The sequence below is a fragment of the Oceaniglobus trochenteri genome (assembly GCF_020529025.1).
GTDB lineage: Bacteria > Pseudomonadota > Alphaproteobacteria > Rhodobacterales > Rhodobacteraceae > Oceaniglobus > Oceaniglobus trochenteri.
Genome location: NZ_JACNMM010000011.1, coordinates 79,425 through 96,626 on the forward strand (window position 1 = coordinate 79,425; position 17,202 = coordinate 96,626).

At 63.6% G+C, this 17,202-nt stretch carries 16 protein-coding genes; 9 read left to right on the forward strand and 7 right to left on the reverse strand.

The window, feature by feature from the left end:
- Nucleotides 1-13: 13 nt before the first annotated feature.
- The 6 genes from H7828_RS17945 to H7828_RS17970 all read right to left on the reverse strand — a co-directional run bounded on the left by H7828_RS17945 (nt 14) and on the right by H7828_RS17970 (nt 5,667).
- Nucleotides 14-772 carry an ATP-binding cassette domain-containing protein gene (locus H7828_RS17945; RefSeq protein WP_226782443.1) on the reverse strand — a complete coding sequence of 253 codons (759 nt, stop codon included), beginning with the start codon at nt 770-772 and terminating at the stop codon, nt 14-16.
- 1 nt (nt 773) lies between these two features.
- The gene (locus H7828_RS17950; protein ID WP_226782444.1) at nt 774-1,763 is read right to left on the reverse strand and encodes an ABC transporter permease; all 990 of its coding nucleotides are present in this window, start codon (nt 1,761-1,763) and stop codon (nt 774-776) included.
- A 76-nt stretch (nt 1,764-1,839) separates the two neighbouring features.
- Entirely contained in the window at nt 1,840-2,775 is a 936-nt protein-coding gene (locus H7828_RS17955) for a substrate-binding domain-containing protein (RefSeq protein WP_226782445.1), read from the reverse strand.
- A 141-nt stretch (nt 2,776-2,916) separates the two neighbouring features.
- A complete protein-coding gene (locus H7828_RS17960) occupies nt 2,917-3,798 on the reverse strand; it encodes an SMP-30/gluconolactonase/LRE family protein (RefSeq protein ID WP_226782446.1) in 882 nt (293 codons plus the stop codon).
- Nucleotides 3,795-4,817, reverse strand: a complete 1,023-nt coding sequence (locus H7828_RS17965) for a zinc-dependent alcohol dehydrogenase (protein ID WP_226782447.1) — start codon at nt 4,815-4,817, stop codon at nt 3,795-3,797. The genes H7828_RS17960 and H7828_RS17965 overlap by 4 nt, the downstream gene beginning before the upstream one ends.
- Nucleotides 4,807-5,667 (reverse strand): MurR/RpiR family transcriptional regulator, encoded by an 861-nt coding sequence (locus H7828_RS17970; RefSeq protein WP_226782448.1) that lies wholly within the window; start codon nt 5,665-5,667, stop codon nt 4,807-4,809. Before H7828_RS17970 ends, H7828_RS17965 begins: the two co-directional genes overlap by 11 nt.
- 373 nt (nt 5,668-6,040) lie before the next feature.
- Here H7828_RS17970 and H7828_RS17975 point away from each other — a divergent pair, with 373 nt between their 5' ends.
- The 6 genes from H7828_RS17975 to H7828_RS18000 are packed head-to-tail and all read left to right on the forward strand — an operon-like array spanning nt 6,041 to nt 12,045.
- Nucleotides 6,041-7,279, forward strand: a complete 1,239-nt coding sequence (locus tag H7828_RS17975; RefSeq protein WP_226782449.1) for an ABC transporter substrate-binding protein — start codon at nt 6,041-6,043, stop codon at nt 7,277-7,279.
- Between the two features lie 19 nt (nt 7,280-7,298).
- Nucleotides 7,299-8,225 carry a carbohydrate ABC transporter permease gene (locus tag H7828_RS17980; RefSeq protein ID WP_226782450.1) on the forward strand — a complete coding sequence of 309 codons (927 nt, stop codon included), beginning with the start codon at nt 7,299-7,301 and terminating at the stop codon, nt 8,223-8,225.
- A gap of 2 nt (nt 8,226-8,227) precedes the next feature.
- Entirely contained in the window at nt 8,228-9,112 is an 885-nt protein-coding gene (locus H7828_RS17985; protein WP_226782451.1) for a carbohydrate ABC transporter permease, read from the forward strand.
- A 3-nt stretch (nt 9,113-9,115) separates the two neighbouring features.
- Nucleotides 9,116-10,186 (forward strand): ABC transporter ATP-binding protein, encoded by a 1,071-nt coding sequence (locus H7828_RS17990; protein ID WP_226782452.1) that lies wholly within the window; start codon nt 9,116-9,118, stop codon nt 10,184-10,186.
- Nucleotides 10,187-10,204: 18 nt separating this feature from the next.
- The gene (locus tag H7828_RS17995) at nt 10,205-10,978 is read left to right on the forward strand and encodes a sugar phosphate isomerase/epimerase family protein (RefSeq protein WP_226782453.1); all 774 of its coding nucleotides are present in this window, start codon (nt 10,205-10,207) and stop codon (nt 10,976-10,978) included.
- Entirely contained in the window at nt 10,975-12,045 is a 1,071-nt protein-coding gene (locus tag H7828_RS18000) for a Gfo/Idh/MocA family protein (protein WP_226782454.1), read from the forward strand. Before H7828_RS17995 ends, H7828_RS18000 begins: the two co-directional genes overlap by 4 nt.
- On the opposite strand, the gene H7828_RS18005 is transcribed toward H7828_RS18000, so the two are convergent.
- Nucleotides 12,026-13,093 carry a LacI family DNA-binding transcriptional regulator gene (locus H7828_RS18005; protein WP_226782455.1) on the reverse strand — a complete coding sequence of 356 codons (1,068 nt, stop codon included), beginning with the start codon at nt 13,091-13,093 and terminating at the stop codon, nt 12,026-12,028. The two genes, H7828_RS18000 and H7828_RS18005, sit on opposite strands and share 20 nt — an antisense overlap.
- A 350-nt stretch (nt 13,094-13,443) precedes the next feature.
- On the opposite strand from H7828_RS18005, the gene H7828_RS18010 reads away from it, so the two are divergent.
- From H7828_RS18010 to H7828_RS18020, 3 genes are all read left to right on the forward strand, one after another.
- Complete coding sequence (locus H7828_RS18010; protein WP_226782456.1) at nt 13,444-15,033, forward strand: ABC transporter substrate-binding protein; 1,590 nt, start codon at nt 13,444-13,446, stop codon at nt 15,031-15,033.
- Between the two features lie 64 nt (nt 15,034-15,097).
- Entirely contained in the window at nt 15,098-16,201 is a 1,104-nt protein-coding gene (locus H7828_RS18015; RefSeq protein WP_226782457.1) for a M24 family metallopeptidase, read from the forward strand.
- A complete protein-coding gene (locus H7828_RS18020) occupies nt 16,195-17,202 on the forward strand; it encodes an ABC transporter permease subunit (RefSeq protein WP_226782458.1) in 1,008 nt (335 codons plus the stop codon). Before H7828_RS18015 ends, H7828_RS18020 begins: the two co-directional genes overlap by 7 nt.

Sequence of the window (17,202 nt, forward strand, 5' to 3'; positions counted from 1 at the left end):
ATAACGTGCCGGGTCAGACCGGCACGTGTTCGTCCATCCCGGTAATCACCCGTTCGACCTGTTCGACCGTGCTGTTTCCGGGGCGGATGTCATCGGCCACGACCCGGCCGCGCCGCATCACGATGATGCGGTCCACCACCTGAAAGACATGGTGGATGTTGTGGGCGATGAAGATGCAGGAATGCCCCGATTCCCGCGCCCCGCGGATGAAGTTCAGCACGCCCTGGGTTTCGGCGACACCAAGGTTGTTGGTGGGTTCGTCGAGGATGATCAGGTCGCTGTCGAAATGCATCGCCCGGGCGATGGCGACGGCCTGGCGTTCGCCCCCCGACAGGGCGCCGATGGGCGTGGTGGGCGGGATGTTCTTCGAGATGCCGACCTTGCGCAAAAGGTCGCTGGCCACCGCGTTCATCATTTCCTCGTCCAGGCGCCCCAGGAATGCCGGCCCCTTGTAGGGTTCGCGCCCCAGGAACAGGTTTCGCGCGATCGACAGCTGCGTTACAAGGGCGCTGTCCTGATAGATCGTCTCGATCCCGTGGCCGATGGCGTCGGTGGTCGATTTGATCGTCACCTCCTGGCCGCGCACGAATATCTTGCCGCTGGAGATCGGAACCGCCCCCGAAAGCACCTTGATCAGGGTCGATTTGCCGGCGCCGTTGTCGCCTAGAAGGCCGACGATCTCCTTCTCGCCGACGCTCAGATCGACGCCGCTCAGCGCCTGCACCGGGCCGTAGTTCTTGATGATGTTTTCCATCCGGATCAGGTCAGGCATGTCAACGGCCCCTTTCAACATGGCGACGCTCGAGGCTGGAATGCAGGGCCATCATGCCAAGGATGATCGCTCCGATGAAGATGTTGTAGGCAAGGCCGGGCACCCCGACCAGGACGATGCCGTTGCGCATGACCCGCAGGATCAGCACCCCCAGAACCGTTCCGATGATCGATCCGCGACCCCCGGTCAGGACCGTGCCGCCGATCACCACCATGGCGATCACCTCAAGCTCGTAGCCCGAGCCGCTGTTGGGGTTGGCCGCCGAGGTTCTGATCGAGCTGATGACCCCGGCCAGCGCAGCCATCGACGACGACAGGATGAACAGCCACACCTTGGTGCGGTCCACCAGAACGCCGCGGGCGCGCGCCGCGTCGGGGTTGCCGCCGGCGGCCTGAATCCAGTTGCCGGCCTTGGTCTTGGTCAGGACGTAATGCATCAGAAGCGCGATGCCGACGAACCAGAACAGCGAGGCATAGATGCGGAAACCGCCAAGCCGGAAATCTCCTACCAGAAGGTTCGACAGCCAGTGATCCTGCGAATCCCAGGTGCGCTGCGGAAAACCGTCGGTCACGACAAGGGCCACGCCGCGCACGACCAGCAGCATGCCCAGTGTCACCAGGAAAGATGGGATCTTCAGCTTGGTGACGAACAGGCCCGAGAAAAGCCCGATGCCCATGGCCGCCACCATGGCGATGATGAACCCCAGTTCCAGGGGCAGCCCGGCACTGTTCACCATGGTCCACATCAGAACCGGCGTGAAGCCGAAGACCGACCCGACCGACAGGTCGAATTCGCCCGAGGTCATCAGCATGGTCATGGCCAGCGCGATAAGACCCAGTTCGACGGTAAAGGTCAGCGTGTTCGAGATGTTGAGAGGCGAAAGAAAGTTCGGATTGAGCGTGCCGAAAACGACGATCACCAGAACCAGCAGGATCAGGGGGCCGAACTCGGGGCGCGCGATCAGATTGCTCAGATGCGTGCGTTTGTTCATTGTGATTTTTCCGGGGTATGTGGGCCACCCCGGCGTTGAAACCGGGGTGGCGGATGTCCGTTACAGGGCTGTTGGCTCAGTTGCCGGACAGGATGTCGTCATAGACCTGGGCGGTGTCTTTTTCATACAGCTTGCCGGTGGTCACGTTGAAGCCCGGCGGAATGCCGCTGGCCGACATCGCGGCAATGGAAAGCGCCATATAGCTGGTGGCCAGCGGATCGGCCCATTGCGCGGCGTTGACATAGCCGTCCAGCACTTCCTGGGTGGTATCCAGCGAGTTGCCCCAGCCGACGACCGGAATGTCGCCCGGTGCCACGCCGACCTGATCGAACACCCGCTTGATCGAACCCGTCACCAGGTCGCCCAGACCGATGATCGCGTCGATCTTGCCGCTGTTGGCCAGCAGGTAATCGGACATGCGCGAGATGATGTCGGCCTGATCCAGCGTCGCGTCGGTGACTTCCCAGGTGATCCCCAGCGGCTCGAAAACCGAGGCGATGCCCTTTTCCTCTTCCACGCCATAGGTCGCGCCCGGCACCTCGACGGGCATCCAGACGAAATCGCCCTCTTCGACCAGGTTGTTGTCGACAAGGTACTGCGCCCAGCTGCGACCGTAGAACTCAAGGTCGCCGCCGACATAGGCATCGAAGCTGGCGGTGGGATCGGGGGTGTTGAAGTTGATGATCGGAATGCCGGCCTCGTTGGCCTCGGCCGCGACACCCACCAGGCTTCCCGGATCGGGGCTGCTGGTGGCGATGCCGGCCGCGCCCGAAGCGATGGCCGCGCGGATCGCTTCCTGGTGCGATGCCACATCGCCCGAATGGAACGAGGTGTTCAGATCGGCGCCGGTATCCTCGGCCCAGAGCTTTGCGCCCTCAAGATAGTAGGTCCAGACCGGATCGGCCGGCGAACCGTGCGAGACCCAGAAAAAGGTCTCGGCCGAGACGGGCACGGCAGCCATGCCGACGGCAATGGCAAGCCCGGCAGCGGCGGGTTTCAGTCCAGTTTTCATTCCATGTTCCTCCCATGATTTCTCTTGCGGTGGCGGCGCCCGCAGGATGCCGCGCGTCCGTGTGGGGGCACTATCCGACAAGTCGGGGGATCTTTCAATAAATTTCCAAAAGCCTGACAAAGAAAACTGTCATTTTGGAATTTATGTTCCAGATGCGGACAGGGGAAGTGCCGCCTGCCCGGCAGGAAGGCCGGTGAAGGGGGTGCGAACCCTGAACAGCGACCCAGCCAGCGGTTCCGAGCGCCGGTCACGGCCCCGGCTGGCCGTTGTCACGTAGAGATCTGACAGGTCCGGCCCGCCGAAGGCCGCCTTTGTCACCTGCGAGACCGGGAAGTCGATTCGCAGGTCCAGTATGCCATCTGCGTGAAACCGGTAAAGCGCCGCGCCGCCCCATGATCCGATCCAGACACCGCCCTGGGTGTCGCAGACGATTCCGTCGGGAATTCCCCAGGCCACCTGCCAGTCGCAGAACAGCCGCTTGTTGGTGAAGACCCCTTCTTCCTGGCGGTCAAAGACGTAAACCTCGTGGATTTCGGAATTGGCGGTCAGGAACCGCCGCCCGTCCGGGTGCGGAAAGGGGCCATTCGAGACGATATAACCCCTGTCAAAGCAGGTCAGCCCGCCGGTGGGCGACAGATGGTACATCGCCCCGTCGGGGCGGGTATAGGTGTCGTGCAGCGTGCCGAACACCAGGCTGCCGTCGCTATCGACCACGCCGTCATTGATCCGGTTGGTGGCGATGCCCGGTTCGGGGTCAAGGATATGGGCAAGCCGGCGGGTGGTCCGGTCCAGAAGGTAAAGCCCATCGGCCAGCCCGACCACCAGCCTGTCGACACTGTCGGTCAGTGCGGCAAAGCCGATGGGTTGGGGCAGGGCGATCCGGTCAATGACCTTGCCCCCGGCATCAAAGACCCAAAGGGCCGGGTTGGTGCTGTCGACACAGTACAGGCAGGAGATGCGGGCATCCCAAAGCGGGCCTTCACCGGTTTCCAGCCCGGCCTCGAACAACAGTTCCGGGGTCATGTCAGGCGCGGGTCCAGAACGAACTTGATCCCGTCGGCGGCGAAGGACCGGTCGAATCCGGTTTGCCATTCGGACAGCGGCAGGACATCGGTGATCAGCGGTTGCAGGTCCAGCACCCCGGATTGCAGCCAGCCCATGGCGCGCCGCCAGGATCGCGGGGTCGAGGCAAAGCCCGAGGTGATGCGCAGTTCCTTCAGGCAGATCGGATCAAGCGCAAGGGTCGAGACGCGACCGCTCAGCCCCATGTTCATCAGGTGCCCGCCCTTGACCAGAAACCCCAGCGCCTCGCCAAAGGCGTGGCCCGAGCCGGAACATTCGACGCATTTGTCAAAACTGCCCTCGGGGAGATCGTCGCCGACAACGCTGGTTTCAAAGCCCATGGTGCGCCCCATGGCCAGACGCGCCGCGTCGCCGGGCGTTCCGCGCAGCGTGACATGGCCGCCGGCGGCCCGGGCCACCTGGGCGGCGATCTGGCCGATGGCGCCGGGGCCGGTCACCAGGACCCGGTCGCCGGGTTCGACAAAGCTGACGTCGCCGAACATGGAGTTGGCGACGCAGGCCACCGGCTCGGCCAGGCTGGCGGCGGCATCGCTCAGCGGTTCGGGCACATCGTGCAGGTTGTGAACCGGCACCTCGACCAGCGATGTCATCGCGCCGTTGACGTGCGAGCCGACGGATTTGCGCTGACCGCACATGTTGGGGCGGCCGTCGCGGCAATAGCGGCAACGCCCGCAGGTGGAAAAGAACGTCTCGGCCACCACGCGGCGGCCCGACAGCGCAGGGTCGACGCCTTCCCCCAGTTCCGCCACATGCCCGCAGACCTCGTGACCCAGGATCACCGGCGGGTTCGACGCATATTCGTTGCGGAAGATATGAAGATCGGTGCCGCAGATCCCGGCGGCCGCGACTTCCAGTATGACATGTCCGGGGCGGGCGGTCGGGCGGGGGTGGCTCTGCAACCCCACATCGTTCATTTCGGCGCTACGCTTGGTAACGCCCTGCATCGTATCAACGGTCATCGGTCTTGCCTGCGTTTGAGGAAGTGTTGGAATTCATGCCAAGGGCGACAAAGATGGTCTGAATGACGGTCGCCGTCGCGGCAATCGAGCGGATGTTGTTCAGGTTGCTTTCCTGCACGAGGATCGCCACATCGGCGAGACCGCACAGCGGGCTGTCCTTCTCATCGGTCAGCGCAATCACCTGGCTGCCGCGCCGCACCGCCTCTCTGGCGGCGGCGACCGATTGTTCGGCGTAGGGGGCGAAGGCGATCACCACCAGTACATCCTTGGGGCCAAGGGGGGCGGCGCGGTCAAGCATGCCGCCCACCCCGTCAAGCAGGATCGCCGCTTCGTCCAGCCGAAGGAGCCCGTAATAGAGATAGGAGGCCAGCGGAAAGGATCGCCTCTGCCCCACCACTCCGATCAGGCGCGCCTTGCGCATGGCGGCAACCGCATCCGCAACGGCCCCAAGATCGAGCGACGAGGTCAGCCCCTCGATGGCCGAGATATTCGCCAGGGCAAAGGCATCCAGAACATGGCTGATGTCGCCTTCCTTGCCCCGCAGCGTTGCGCCCATCTTGCGGGCGCGGTCGCGGTAGGTGTCCCGGTCGTCCAGAATGACCCGGCGCAGGGTCTTTTGCATCGGTGCGAAACCGTCAAAGCCGATGCTTTTCGCGAACCGCACCAGGGCCGAAGGCGACGCGTCAAGCGATTGGGCCATCTCGGTGATCGACAGAAGGGCCAGATCGTCGGGCCGGGCGATCATGGCATCGGCAATGGCGCGCAACCGTTTGGGCATGGAGGTCCGCTCCAGCCGGAGGTGGTTGACGAAGTCATCCAGCGTTTCAGGCGAGGTCAGATCGTCAGTCAATGGTGCGCCTTCCCCGGTTTTCCTGCCCATGTGGCCATGCCCGGAACATGACATTTAAGTTTTAAAAGTCAACATGTTAATGGTCGTTTTTGGAACGCAATTTCCATAAAGGTGATTGCCTGAAGATCGCTACCGTTGCCGATTTTCCCGCCGAACCGCTGCGAAAGTTGCTCGATGGGCATTCGGAGAGATGAAAGCGGATTCGGTGCCATGTGCGTTGTAACATGCTGTATAGCAATAATAAAAATAATTCCTTGACAGGAGATTAATTAAATCTGACTGTTTACGGAACCGGTTGCGTAAATCTGGGGAGGAGCTGTTGAAGCTGCCCGATTCCGCAGGGCCGGGGAACCATTTTGGGAGGGATCGAACTATGAGGACGACTGCAACAACCGCGCTTTGTGCAACCCTTGCGTTGCTGACGGGCGCGCCGGCCATGGCGCAGGAGGTGGACGTGATCCACTGGCTTGTCAGCCCCGGGGAAGTGCGCGCCATGTCGGTGCTTTCGGATGCCTTCAACGCCGCCGGTGGGGTCTATGTGGATGCTGCCGTGGCTGGTGGCGGTGCCGCCGCCCGCCAGATGGTGATGAACCGCATTGCCGCCAGCGATACACCCGGCGCCTGGTACGGACAGCCCGGCGTGCCGATGACGGCCTTCGCCGAGCGCGACATCCTCGCCCCGCTGGACCAGGCCGCGGCCGAGCAGAACTGGGACGAGGTGATGTACGATACCTTCGTCACCTACGGCAAATACGACGGCCACTATTACGCCATTCCGCTGGGCATCCACGCCCAGAACTGGATGTGGTCGTCGCGCGCCGTCCTTGACGCGGCCGGCGTCGAAGTGCCCGCCACCTGGGCCGAGTTCCTTGAGATCGCCCCGAAGATCGAAGAGGCGGGTTTCATTCCGCTGGCCCTTGGCGGGCAGTCCTGGCAGGAAAACCTGGTGTTCAAGTCCGCGCTTCTCGAAGTGGGTGGCGCCGATTTCTACCGTGCCGTCTATGTGAACCGCGATGCCGAGGCCGCCGGCTCGGACACCATGGCGCAGGCCTTTGCCCTGTTCCGCAGCCTCAAGCCCCATACCAACCAGGGCGTGGGGCGGTCCTGGAACGACACGCTGAGCCTGGTGCAGACCGGCAAGGCGGCCTTCCAGATCATGGGTGACTGGGCCAAGGGTGAATTCATCGCATCGGGCCAGGAGCCGGGCGTGGATTACGAATGCACCCTCGCGCCGGGCACCGCCGGGCTTTACAATGTGGCGATCGACGTTCTTCTTCCGGGCAACACGGGCGACGACGAAACCCTCGCGGCGCAGAACCTGCTGGCCTCGTCCATCACCACGCCGGAAACCCAGCTGGCCTTCAGTCAGAACAAGGGGTCGATCCCGGTGCGCAAGGATGTCGACGTTTCCTCGCTGGACGCCTGCGCCCAGTTGGCCGTCGAAACCCTGGCGCAGGAAGGATCCGAGATCCCGGTCGACGACCTGGTGCTGACGCCCGAGTATCGCGGCCAGATCATCGATCTGCTGTCCGAGTTCTGGAACGGTGAATCGATGTCGCCCGAAGAAGCCGCCGAACGCTTTGGCGCCATCATCGCCGATATCGAAGACTGACCGATTGGGGCGGGCCGCCGTGCCCGCCCCCGCAATCGACCTGAAAGCATCCTCCATGCGCCCGTTCCTGACACTCCAGTTCCTTGGCGGCACGCCCGCCTCGCGCATCGTCGTGGGGTTGGCCATTGCCGTGGCGCTGACCTGCTATGTGATGACCATCGCCTGGACCCTGGCGATGTCCTTCACCTCGTCCACCTTCCTGCCCGACTGGGATTTCGTGGGGATCGAACGCTATGTCGATCTCTTCGGCTCCAGCCGCTGGTCGGTGGCCTTTGCCAACATGTTCCTGTTCGGCATTCCGTTCATCTTTCTGGCGCTGGCGCTGGGAACCTTCCTTGCGATCCTGATCGACCAGAAGGTCCAGGGCGAGGCGGTGTTCCGCACCATCGTTCTTTACCCGCTGGCCCTGTCCTTCATCGTTGTCGGGCTGATCTGGCAATGGGTGCTCGAGCCGAACTTCGGCCTGCAAACCGCCGTGCGCGCCATGGGGTGGGAAACCTTCCGCTTTGACTGGATGGCGCGGTCGGACCGGGTGATCTATACGCTGGTGCTGGCCGCGGTGTGGCATTCCTCGGGGATCGTCATGGCGATCATGCTGGCCGGCCTGCGCGGCGTGGACGGCGAGATCTGGAAGGCGGCCCGGATCGACGGCATTCCGACCTGGCGCATCTATGTCAGCATCATTCTTCCCATGCTGCGCCCCATGGCCATGACCTGTGTGACGCTTCTGGCGATCAGCGTCGTCAAGAGCTATGAACTTGTCGTTGCCATGACCGACGGCGGGCCGGGCAATTCCAGCGATCTTCCCTCGCGTTTCGTCATGCAGGCGCTGCTTGAGCGGGCCAACATCGGCACCGGTTCGGCGGCCGCGATCATCATGATGCTGTCGGTTCTGGTGATCCTTCTGCCCTATTTCGTCATCGAACTGCGCAGCCGGAGAAGGTGATCATGACAACTCAGCCAAACCTCGCCATGCGCAACTGGAACCAAAGGGTGGGGCGCACCGCGCTTTATCTGGTGCTGATCCTGGCCTGCGTCGCCTATCTGGTGCCCCTGGTCGTCATGGTCATGACATCGCTCAAGACCGCGGGCGAAGTGCAGCCCGGCACCATCTTCATGTGGCCCGAGAACCCCAGCTTCGACGCCTGGATCAAGGCCTGGTCGCAGGCCTGCATCGGGCTGGATTGCCGGGGCATCCGCGTCGGGTTCTGGAATTCGGTCATGATCTGGGTGCCCAGCCTGATCCTGTCGATACTGGCGGGCGCCATCCTGGGCTTTGCCCTGTCGCGCTGGCAGACCCGCCACGCCGGGCTGATCCTGGGGCTGGTCCTGTTCGGAGCCTTCATCCCGCTTCAGGTGGTGATCTATCCGCTGATCAAGATGGCCGCCAACCTCGGGCTTTACAATTCCTTCGCCGGGATCGTGGTGGTTCACATTATCTTCGGCCTGCCGGTGCTGACGCTGATCTTCTCGAACTTCTACGTGGGCATCCCGGTTGAACTGATCAACGCGGCGCGGGTGGATGGGGCGGGGTTCTTCCGCATCTTCTTTGGCATCCTGCTGCCCATGTCGCGCAACATCCTGATCGTGGCGCTGGTGCTTCAGGGCACCGGGATCTGGAACGACTATATCGTCGGCGTCAGCTTCGGCACGCCCGACATCTATCCGATGACCGTCAAGCTGCAGACCCTCGTGGGATCGCAGTTCGGCGAAAAGGAATACAACGTGAACATGGCGGCGACGCTGCTCACCTCCCTGCCGCCGCTGCTTCTGTACCTCGTGTCGGGGCGGTACTTCGTGCGCGGGATCACTTCGGGCGCCGTGAAGGGATAGCAAATGGCAACCATCGAAATCCGCAACCTCACCAAGCAGTTCGGCGCCGTCCAGGTGCTCAAGGGCATCGACCTGGCCATCGACGACAGGGACTTTACCGTCCTTCTCGGGCCGTCGGGCTGTGGCAAGTCCACGCTGCTGAACATCATCGCCGGGCTGGAACACCAGACCGCCGGCCAGATCATGGTGGACGGCACCGACATCTCCCCGCTGCCACCCGACAAGAGGAGGCTGGCCATGGTGTTCCAGTCCTATGCGCTCTATCCCACGATGACGGTGCGCAAGAACATCGATTTCGGGCTGCGCGTCGCGGGGCTGCCCCGGGCCGAGATCAAGGAGAGGGTGCGCGTAACGGCCGAACTGTTGCAGATCACCGACCTTCTGGACCGCACGCCGGCGCGGCTTTCGGGCGGTCAGCGCCAGAGGGTTGCCATCGGGCGGGCACTGGCGCGGCGGGCCTCGGTCTATCTGTTCGACGAACCGCTGTCCAACCTCGACGCCAAGCTGCGCAACGACATGCGCATCGAGATCCGGCAATTGCACGAGGATCTGGGCGCGACGGCGGTCTATGTCACCCATGACCAGGTCGAGGCGATGACCCTGGCCACCCGGATCGCCCTGATGAATGCCGGTCGTATCGAACAATACGCCGAGCCCCAGGACATATACGACCGGCCCGAAACCCTTTTCGCGGCCAGTTTCATCGGTTCGCCCAAGATGAACCTGATCCCCGGCACCATCCGCCTGGCCGATGGCGTGCCGGTGTTCGACACCGGCAGCGACCGGATTTCGCTGGCCCATTATCCGTTCCGCCTGGCCCCCGAGGATGGGATGCCCGCCACCCTAGGCGTGCGCCCCGAGGACGTGGCCCCTGACGCGCAGGGGATCGTCGCGCGTCATCGGCTGAACGAACCCCACGGCGCCGACACCCTGGCCTGGTTCACCTACGGCGAGACCAACCTGTCGGCGCGGCTGGAGCCCGTCGCGGCCCGCGCCCTGGGCGCACAGGCGACCCTTGGGTTCAACCTTCACAAGCTTTCGTTGTTCGACCCAAAGACCGAACGGCGCCTCTGACCCTCAGAAAGGACCAAGATGACCGGACCGGACCTGTCCATCCAGCTTTATTCCCTGCGAAACGCCGGGCCGTTGGACCGCCAGCTCGACATTGCCGCCGAAGCCGGCTTTGCCCATGTGGAACCCGTGGGATCGCACCTCATGGCGCCCGATGCCCTGGCCCGTGCCCTGGGTGACCGGGGGCTTTCGGCGCCCACGACCCATGTCTCGGCGCCCGATCTTTTCGGGCGCCCGGACGAGGTGATCGCAGCCGCCCGCGCCGCCGGGATAGGCCGCGTCTTCCTGGCCGCCCCCGTGCGCGAGGACTGGACCGGACGCCATGCCTTCTGGACCGAGTTCGCGGGCCGCGTGGCGCGGCTGGCCGACCGGTTCGCCGCCGCCGATCTTCGGCTTGGCTATCACAACCATCACTTCGAATACCTTGAATGCGAGGACGGGCGCACCGGGCTTGAGATCCTGCTGGAGGAAACCGCGCAAAGCGGGCTGGCCTGGCAGGCCGACCTGGCCTGGATCGTCCGCGCCCGGCAATCGCCGCTTGACCTGATCGCGCGTTACGGCGACCGGATTTCCGCCGTCCATGTGAAGGACACGGCGCAAAAGGGCGATCTGTTGGCCGAGGACGGCTGGACCGTTCCGGGCAAGGGCCAGATGGACTGGACCGCGCTGGCCGCCGCGCTGGCGGGCACGCGGGCAGACGTCATGGTTGCCGAACATGACAACCCCGCCGACCCCGCCGCGCTGGCCCGTTCGGCCCATGCCGCGTTGCAGGCCACCTTCGGAGAGGCAGCATGAGCGCCCCGATCCGTATCGGCCTGATCGGGCTGGGCAGTGTCACCCAGACCGTGCACTGGCCCGTCCTGCGCGACATGCCCGACCGCTATCGCGTTGCCGCGGTCTGCGATCTGTCGTCAGGGCTGCGCGATTGGGCGCGTGCGCGCATTCCCGGTGCCGCCGTGCATGACGATTACCGCCGGATGCTGGACGCCGGGGGGCTGGATGCCGTTGCCGTGGTCAACAGCGACGAATACCATGCCGACTGCGCCGTCGATGCCCTGGCCGCCGGGTATGACGTGATGGTGGAAAAGCCACTGACGCTGACACTGGATGACATCGACCGCATCACGACGGCCCGGGATGCGTCGGGGCGGACCTGCATGGTCGGCTACATGCGCCGCTGTGCCGGCGGTTTCGAACCCATGCGCGCCGCGATCCGCGACATGCCCGAGATCCAGCATGTCAGCGTGCGCGACTATATCGGCCCCAATGCCTATTTCATCGATCAGGTATCAACCGAATGCCGCCCCGGCGATCTGCCCGAGGCGGCGATGAAGGACCGCGCGGCGCGGCGTCTTGCCATGACCGAAGCCGCATTGGGGCGGACCGATCCGGTATCGGTCCGGGCCTATCAGATTCTCTGCGGGCTGTCCTCGCACGATCTGTCGGCCATGCGCGACCTTGTGGGCGCGCCCCGGGGCGTTCTGGGGGCAGCGATCCGCCAGGACGGGCGCCAGATCAGCGCATTGCTGGATCACGGCAGCTTCACCACCAATTTCGAAACCGGGCTTGATACGGTCGGGCGGTTCGATGCCTTCATCGAGGTGTTCGGCGGCACGACCCGCGCGCGCATCGATTATGACACGCCCTATATCCGCCACCTGCCCACCACCCTGCGCCTGTGGAAGACCGAAGGCGAAGGGCACAGCGAAGCGACGGTACGGGAAACCTTCACCGATCCCTATACCCGCATGTGGCGGCTGTTCGACGATGTGCTGGCCGGGCGCACCGAGAACCCCATGCCACCCGAAGACAGCATCGCCGATCTTCGCCTGTTCCGTCAGATCATCGACGCGGCGCGCTGATCTTGTGCGATCGCTCCGGCGGTGTGGCCTCTCCCCCACCCGCCGGAGCGCTTTCGCGCATGACAACCTCGAACCCCAACATCTCCGTGGCGCTCCACGACTTGCGCTCGACCATCTCGACGATCTTTGCGACGGCAAGGCGGCCCATCTCCTCGATCGGTTGGCGCACGGTCGTGAGCGAGGGGCTGAAATGACGGGCAAACAGGATGTCGTCAAATCCGGCCACCGCCAGATCTCGGGGCACCGAAACCCCAAGTGAGCGCAGCCCGTTGATCAGGCCGAAGGCGATTTCATCACTTCCACAGATGACCGCATCAAGCCGGTCCGAGGCCTTGGCGATGAACTCGCGCGCATTCCAGCCCGTTTCATATCGGAATGACCCGTCGAAGATCACAAGGTCCTCGCGCGCGGCGCCATCTTCCACGGCCGCCTCGATGAAGGCATTGCGCCGCAGTTGGCCCACCGCCGTCGGACCGGATGCGCCAGAGACCATTCCGATCCTTTTGTATCCCTCGGCCCGCAACCTGCGGTAGACTTCGCGCCCGGCCCCGTAATCGTCCAGCGCGATGCTTGGGATATCGTTGCGCGCGCCCGGAGTCATGACAAATGCGGCAGGCCACATTTCGCCCCGGTCCAACCGTTCGGCCAGGGTGTCGGGGGCAAAGCCGGTGGCGATGATCACCCCATCCGCCGCGCCCGAATACATGAAATCGAGAAGCCGGTCATCGGTGCGGGAATCCCCGGCCACATAGCCGATCATCAGGGTGTATTCCATTTCGCTTGCCGCGCGTTCGATGGTGCGCAGCAGCATGGGAAAGAGAAAATTCTCGATCCGCGGGACGAGGACCAGAAGGATGCGCCCGCGCCGTGTTTTCAGGGCACTGGCCAGCGGGTTTACCGCATAGCCCACCGCCCGCGCTTCGGCCAGCACCCGGGCTTTGGTGGCCTTGCCGATCTCGGGGGAATCCGAAAGCGACCTGCTGACAGTCGACTTGGAAACACCCAGCCGCCGGGCAATGTCGGCCATCCTGTCGGATTTTCTGTTCATCTTCGCCGCGCCCCCCAAAAAAGCGGTCTGATCAGCCCCTTCCCGCCACCATGCGGCCCGGGCAGAGATCGTTCAAGTCCAAGTCTTCGCCCCGAGAACGCTTCGCAAAGGGGCGCGGGCGGATTTGCCATGAAAGACCACCGGGTGCAGGCTGGGGCAGGGGCAGGATGGAGGCGCCCGAAACGGCCAGCCGGCCGAAAGATGCTGCTTGCCGGGGCGGTGACGCGGTCTGTCCAGCCGCGACCGTAGCAGGGTTTCCCGAGGGCAACCTGTTACAGCCTTGACGCTGGCGATAGAATGAGGTCGGATTTGATGCAATCGTGACAAGCTCACAACCAGGGAGAGAAAGAATGTCATTGAAGCACGTATTGACCACAAGCCTGCTGATGGCTGCGCTTGGGGGCGCTGCATCGGCGCAGTCGCTGGTCTATTGTTCGGAAGGATCGCCCGAGGGCTTCGATCCGGCGCTCTATACCGCCGGCACGACCTTCGATGCCTCCAGCCACCCGATCTTCGACCATCTGACCGAATTCAAGGTCGGTACCACCGAGGTTCTGCCCGGTCTGGCCGAAAGCTGGGAGGTCAGCGAAGACGGCAAGACCGTCACCTTCAACCTGCGCAAGGGTGTGAAGTTTCACTCGAACGACCAGTTCACGCCGACCCGTGACTTCAACGCCGACGACGTGATCTTCACGTTTGACCGCCAGGGCAACCCCGAGAACCCCTACAACAGCGTTTCCGGTGGCACCTTCGAGTATTTCGCCAGCATGTCGATGCCCGAACTGGTGGAAAGCATCGAGAAGGTCGACGATTACACCGTCGTCTTCCACCTGACCCGCCCCGAGGCGCCCTTCCTGGCGAACATGGCGATGGATTTCGCCTCGATCCAGTCCAAGGAATATGCCGACGCGATGATGGAAGCGGGCACGCCCGAGATGCTGAACCAGGCGCCCATCGGCACCGGTCCCTTCACCTTCCAAGCCTATCAGAAAGACGCCGTCATCCGGTATCTGCGCAATGACGAGTATTTCGGTGACAAGGCCAAGGTCGAAAGCCTGATCTTTGCCATCACGCCGGATGCCTCAGTGCGTTACCAGAAGGTGCAGGCCGGTGAATGCCATATCATGGCCTATCCGAACCCGGCCGACGTGCAGGCGATGAAGGACGACGAGAACATCGTGGTGATGGAGCAGGAAGGCCTGAACGTCGGCTACCTGGCCTACAACACGCTGGTGCCGCCCTTCGACAACGCCAAGGTGCGCAAGGCGCTGAACATGGCGATCGACAAGCAGTCGATCATCGACGTGGTGTTCCAGGGCTCGGGGCAGATTGCCAAGAACCCGATTCCGCCCACCATGTGGTCCTACAACGACGCGATCGAGGATGACGCCTACGATCCCGAGGCCGCCAAGGCGATGCTGGCCGAGGAAGGCGTCGAGAACCTGAGCATGAAGATCTGGGCGATGCCGGTGCAGCGGCCCTACAACCCCAACGCCCGCCGCATGGCCGAGCTGATGCAGGCCGACATGGCCAAGGTCGGCGTGGATGTCGAGATCGTGTCCTACGAGTGGGGCGAATACCTCGAACGCTCCAAGGACAAGGACCGCGACGGCGCCGTTCTTCTGGGCTGGACCGGCGACAACGGCGACCCCGACAACTTCCTTGCCGTTCTGCTGGGCTGTGACGGTGTAGGCGCCGCCAACCGTGCGCAGTGGTGCAACGAGGAATTCGACGCCAAGCTGCAGGAAGCCAAGGTTCTGTCGGACCAGGCCGCACGGGCCAAGCTTTATGAAGAGGCGCAGGTCATCTTCAAGGAACAGGCACCCTGGGCCACCATCGCGCATTCGGTGGTCTACATGCCCATGCGCCCCGAGGTCGAAGGCTATGTCGTGCACCCGCTGGGCGGCCATATCTTCAACCAGGTCGGTCTGAAGCAGTAACCGCTTGCCGAACGGGGGGCGGCGCCGAGGTGCCGCCCCCGATTTCACCCAGCCGGATTTTCTGATGCCCCTTGCCGACCGCCTTGCCGCCTATGCCGCCGTCGCATCCGAACTTGGTGTGGACGCCGTTTCGCTGGTGCCGGGCCCGAATTTCAACCGTGCCGTCCAACACGCCTTTTCAAGCCATGAACGCCCGCTGCTTCTGGTGATCCCCGCGGATCGCCCGCCGGCGGCGCTGGTGCCCAACCTTGAACTGGGCAGCTGGGCCCAGGTGGGTTTTGACGGCGCGGTCTTCAATTGGCGCGATCAGGATGGCTACGCGGCCGCCTTTGGCGATCTCATGCGCCACCTGTCCATCACGTCGCTGGCGGTCGAAGGGCAGGTGATGCGCGTCTTCGTGCATCACGCGCTGAAGACGGCGCAGCCCGACCTGACGATCCTCGACGCCGAGCGCGAGATTTCCGCGCTGCGGATGATCAAGACGCCTCAGGACATCGCCGCGCTGCAATCGGCCATCGACCTGTCGGAACGCGCGCTGAAAGACACGCTGGCCCGCGTGAAGCTGGGCCAGACCGAAGCCGAGATCGAGCGGATGCTGGTCCAGAGGCTGTTCGAAGAAGGCGCCGACGACCTGGCCTTCGCGCCCATCGTGGCCGCGGGCGATGCCTCGGCGATGCCCCATGCCAAGGCGCGCCCCGACTACAGGGTCAAAGCTGGCGATACGCTGCTGATCGATTTCGGCGCGCGCAAGAACGGCTTCTGTTCGGACATCACGCGCACGGTTTTCCTGGATCACGTCACCGACGAGGGGCGCGCTGTCTATGACACGGTACTGCGGGCCAACCTTGCCGGGCTGGCGGTGACGCGGGCAGGGGTGACGGCGCACGAGATCGACGATGCCGCGACATCGGTTCTCGAGGATTCGCCCTTTGCCGACCGTATCCGCACCAAGACGGGCCACGGCCTGGGCCGCGAGGTGCACGAGGCCCCCTATGTCATGCGCGGCAACCACATGGTTCTGCCCGCCGGCACGGTCTATACCAACGAACCGGGGCTTTACCGGCTTGGCGGTTTCGGCGTTCGGATCGAAGACGACGTGCTGATCACCGATGACGGATACGAGACACTGACCCATTTCCCGAAGGAGCTGACGGTGCTGTCATGCTGAACTATGTCCTCAGTCGCCTGCTGACCTTCATTCCCACGTTCATCGGCGTGACGCTGATTTCGTTCAGCTTCATTCGCGCATTGCCGGGCGATCCGATCGTCGTCATGGCGGGCGAACGCGGGCTGACCGACGAACGCTATGCCGAATTGTCGGCGCAGTTCGGGTTCGACCGCCCGATCTATGTGCAGTTCTGGGAATATCTGACCGGTGTGTTGCAGGGCGACCTGGGCACATCCTTTGTCACCAAGCGCCCGGTCTGGGACGAATTCTTTGCCCTGTTCCCGGCCACCCTTGAACTGTCGGTCTGTGCGATGATCTTCGCTGTCGTCCTGGGCCTGCCGGCCGGTGTCATTGCCGCCGTCAACCGGGGCAAGCTGTTTGACCGGGCACTGATGTCCACGGCCCTTGTGGGTTATTCGATGCCGATCTTCTGGTGGGCGCTTCTGCTGATCATCGTGTTCTCAGGCAACCTTGGCTGGACGCCGGTATCGGGACGGATCAGCCTGATGTATTATTTCCCCGATGCGACCGGTTTCATGCTGATCGACAGCCTGGCCTCGGGTCAGAAGGGGGCCTTTGCCTCGGCGGTGCAGCACCTTCTGTTGCCGACCATCGTCCTGGGCACGATCCCGCTGGCGGTGATCGCGCGCCAGACCCGTTCGGCCATGCTCGAGGTGCTGGGCGAGGATTACATCCGCACCGCCCGCGCCAAGGGCATGTCGCCGGGGCGGATCAACGGGGTGCATGCCCTGCGCAATGCCATGATCCCGGTCATTACCGTGATCGGTCTCAGCGTCGGCACCCTTCTGGCGGGGGCCATCCTGACCGAGACGATCTTCAGCTGGCCGGGGATCGGCAAGTGGATGGTCGACAGCATCTTCCGCCGCGATTACCCGGTGGTGCAGGGCGGGCTGTTGCTGATCGCCGTGATGGTGATGGTGGTGAACCTGACCGTCGACATGCTCTACGGTGTCATCAATCCCAAAATCAGGAAACGCTAG

Bases quoted from the DNA above. Each gene is read 5' to 3' on its own strand.
- H7828_RS17985 (WP_226782451.1), top strand. From the start codon at position 8,228: ATGACAACTCAGCCAAACCTCGCCATGCGCAACTGGAACCAAAGGGTG.
- H7828_RS18005 (WP_226782455.1), bottom strand. From the start codon at position 13,093: ATGAACAGAAAATCCGACAGGATGGCCGACATTGCCCGGCGGCTGGGT.
- H7828_RS17995 (WP_226782453.1), top strand. From the start codon at position 10,205: ATGACCGGACCGGACCTGTCCATCCAGCTTTATTCCCTGCGAAACGCC.
- H7828_RS17990 (WP_226782452.1), top strand. From the start codon at position 9,116: ATGGCAACCATCGAAATCCGCAACCTCACCAAGCAGTTCGGCGCCGTC.
- H7828_RS18015 (WP_226782457.1), top strand. From the start codon at position 15,098: ATGCCCCTTGCCGACCGCCTTGCCGCCTATGCCGCCGTCGCATCCGAA.
- H7828_RS18000 (WP_226782454.1), top strand. From the start codon at position 10,975: ATGAGCGCCCCGATCCGTATCGGCCTGATCGGGCTGGGCAGTGTCACC.
- H7828_RS17955 (WP_226782445.1), bottom strand. From the start codon at position 2,775: ATGAAAACTGGACTGAAACCCGCCGCTGCCGGGCTTGCCATTGCCGTC.
- H7828_RS17975 (WP_226782449.1), top strand. From the start codon at position 6,041: ATGAGGACGACTGCAACAACCGCGCTTTGTGCAACCCTTGCGTTGCTG.
- H7828_RS18020 (WP_226782458.1), top strand. From the start codon at position 16,195: ATGCTGAACTATGTCCTCAGTCGCCTGCTGACCTTCATTCCCACGTTC.
- H7828_RS17950 (WP_226782444.1), bottom strand. From the start codon at position 1,763: ATGAACAAACGCACGCATCTGAGCAATCTGATCGCGCGCCCCGAGTTC.
- H7828_RS17945 (WP_226782443.1), bottom strand. From the start codon at position 772: ATGCCTGACCTGATCCGGATGGAAAACATCATCAAGAACTACGGCCCG.
- H7828_RS17960 (WP_226782446.1), bottom strand. From the start codon at position 3,798: ATGACCCCGGAACTGTTGTTCGAGGCCGGGCTGGAAACCGGTGAAGGC.
- H7828_RS18010 (WP_226782456.1), top strand. From the start codon at position 13,444: ATGTCATTGAAGCACGTATTGACCACAAGCCTGCTGATGGCTGCGCTT.
- H7828_RS17965 (WP_226782447.1), bottom strand. From the start codon at position 4,817: ATGACCGTTGATACGATGCAGGGCGTTACCAAGCGTAGCGCCGAAATG.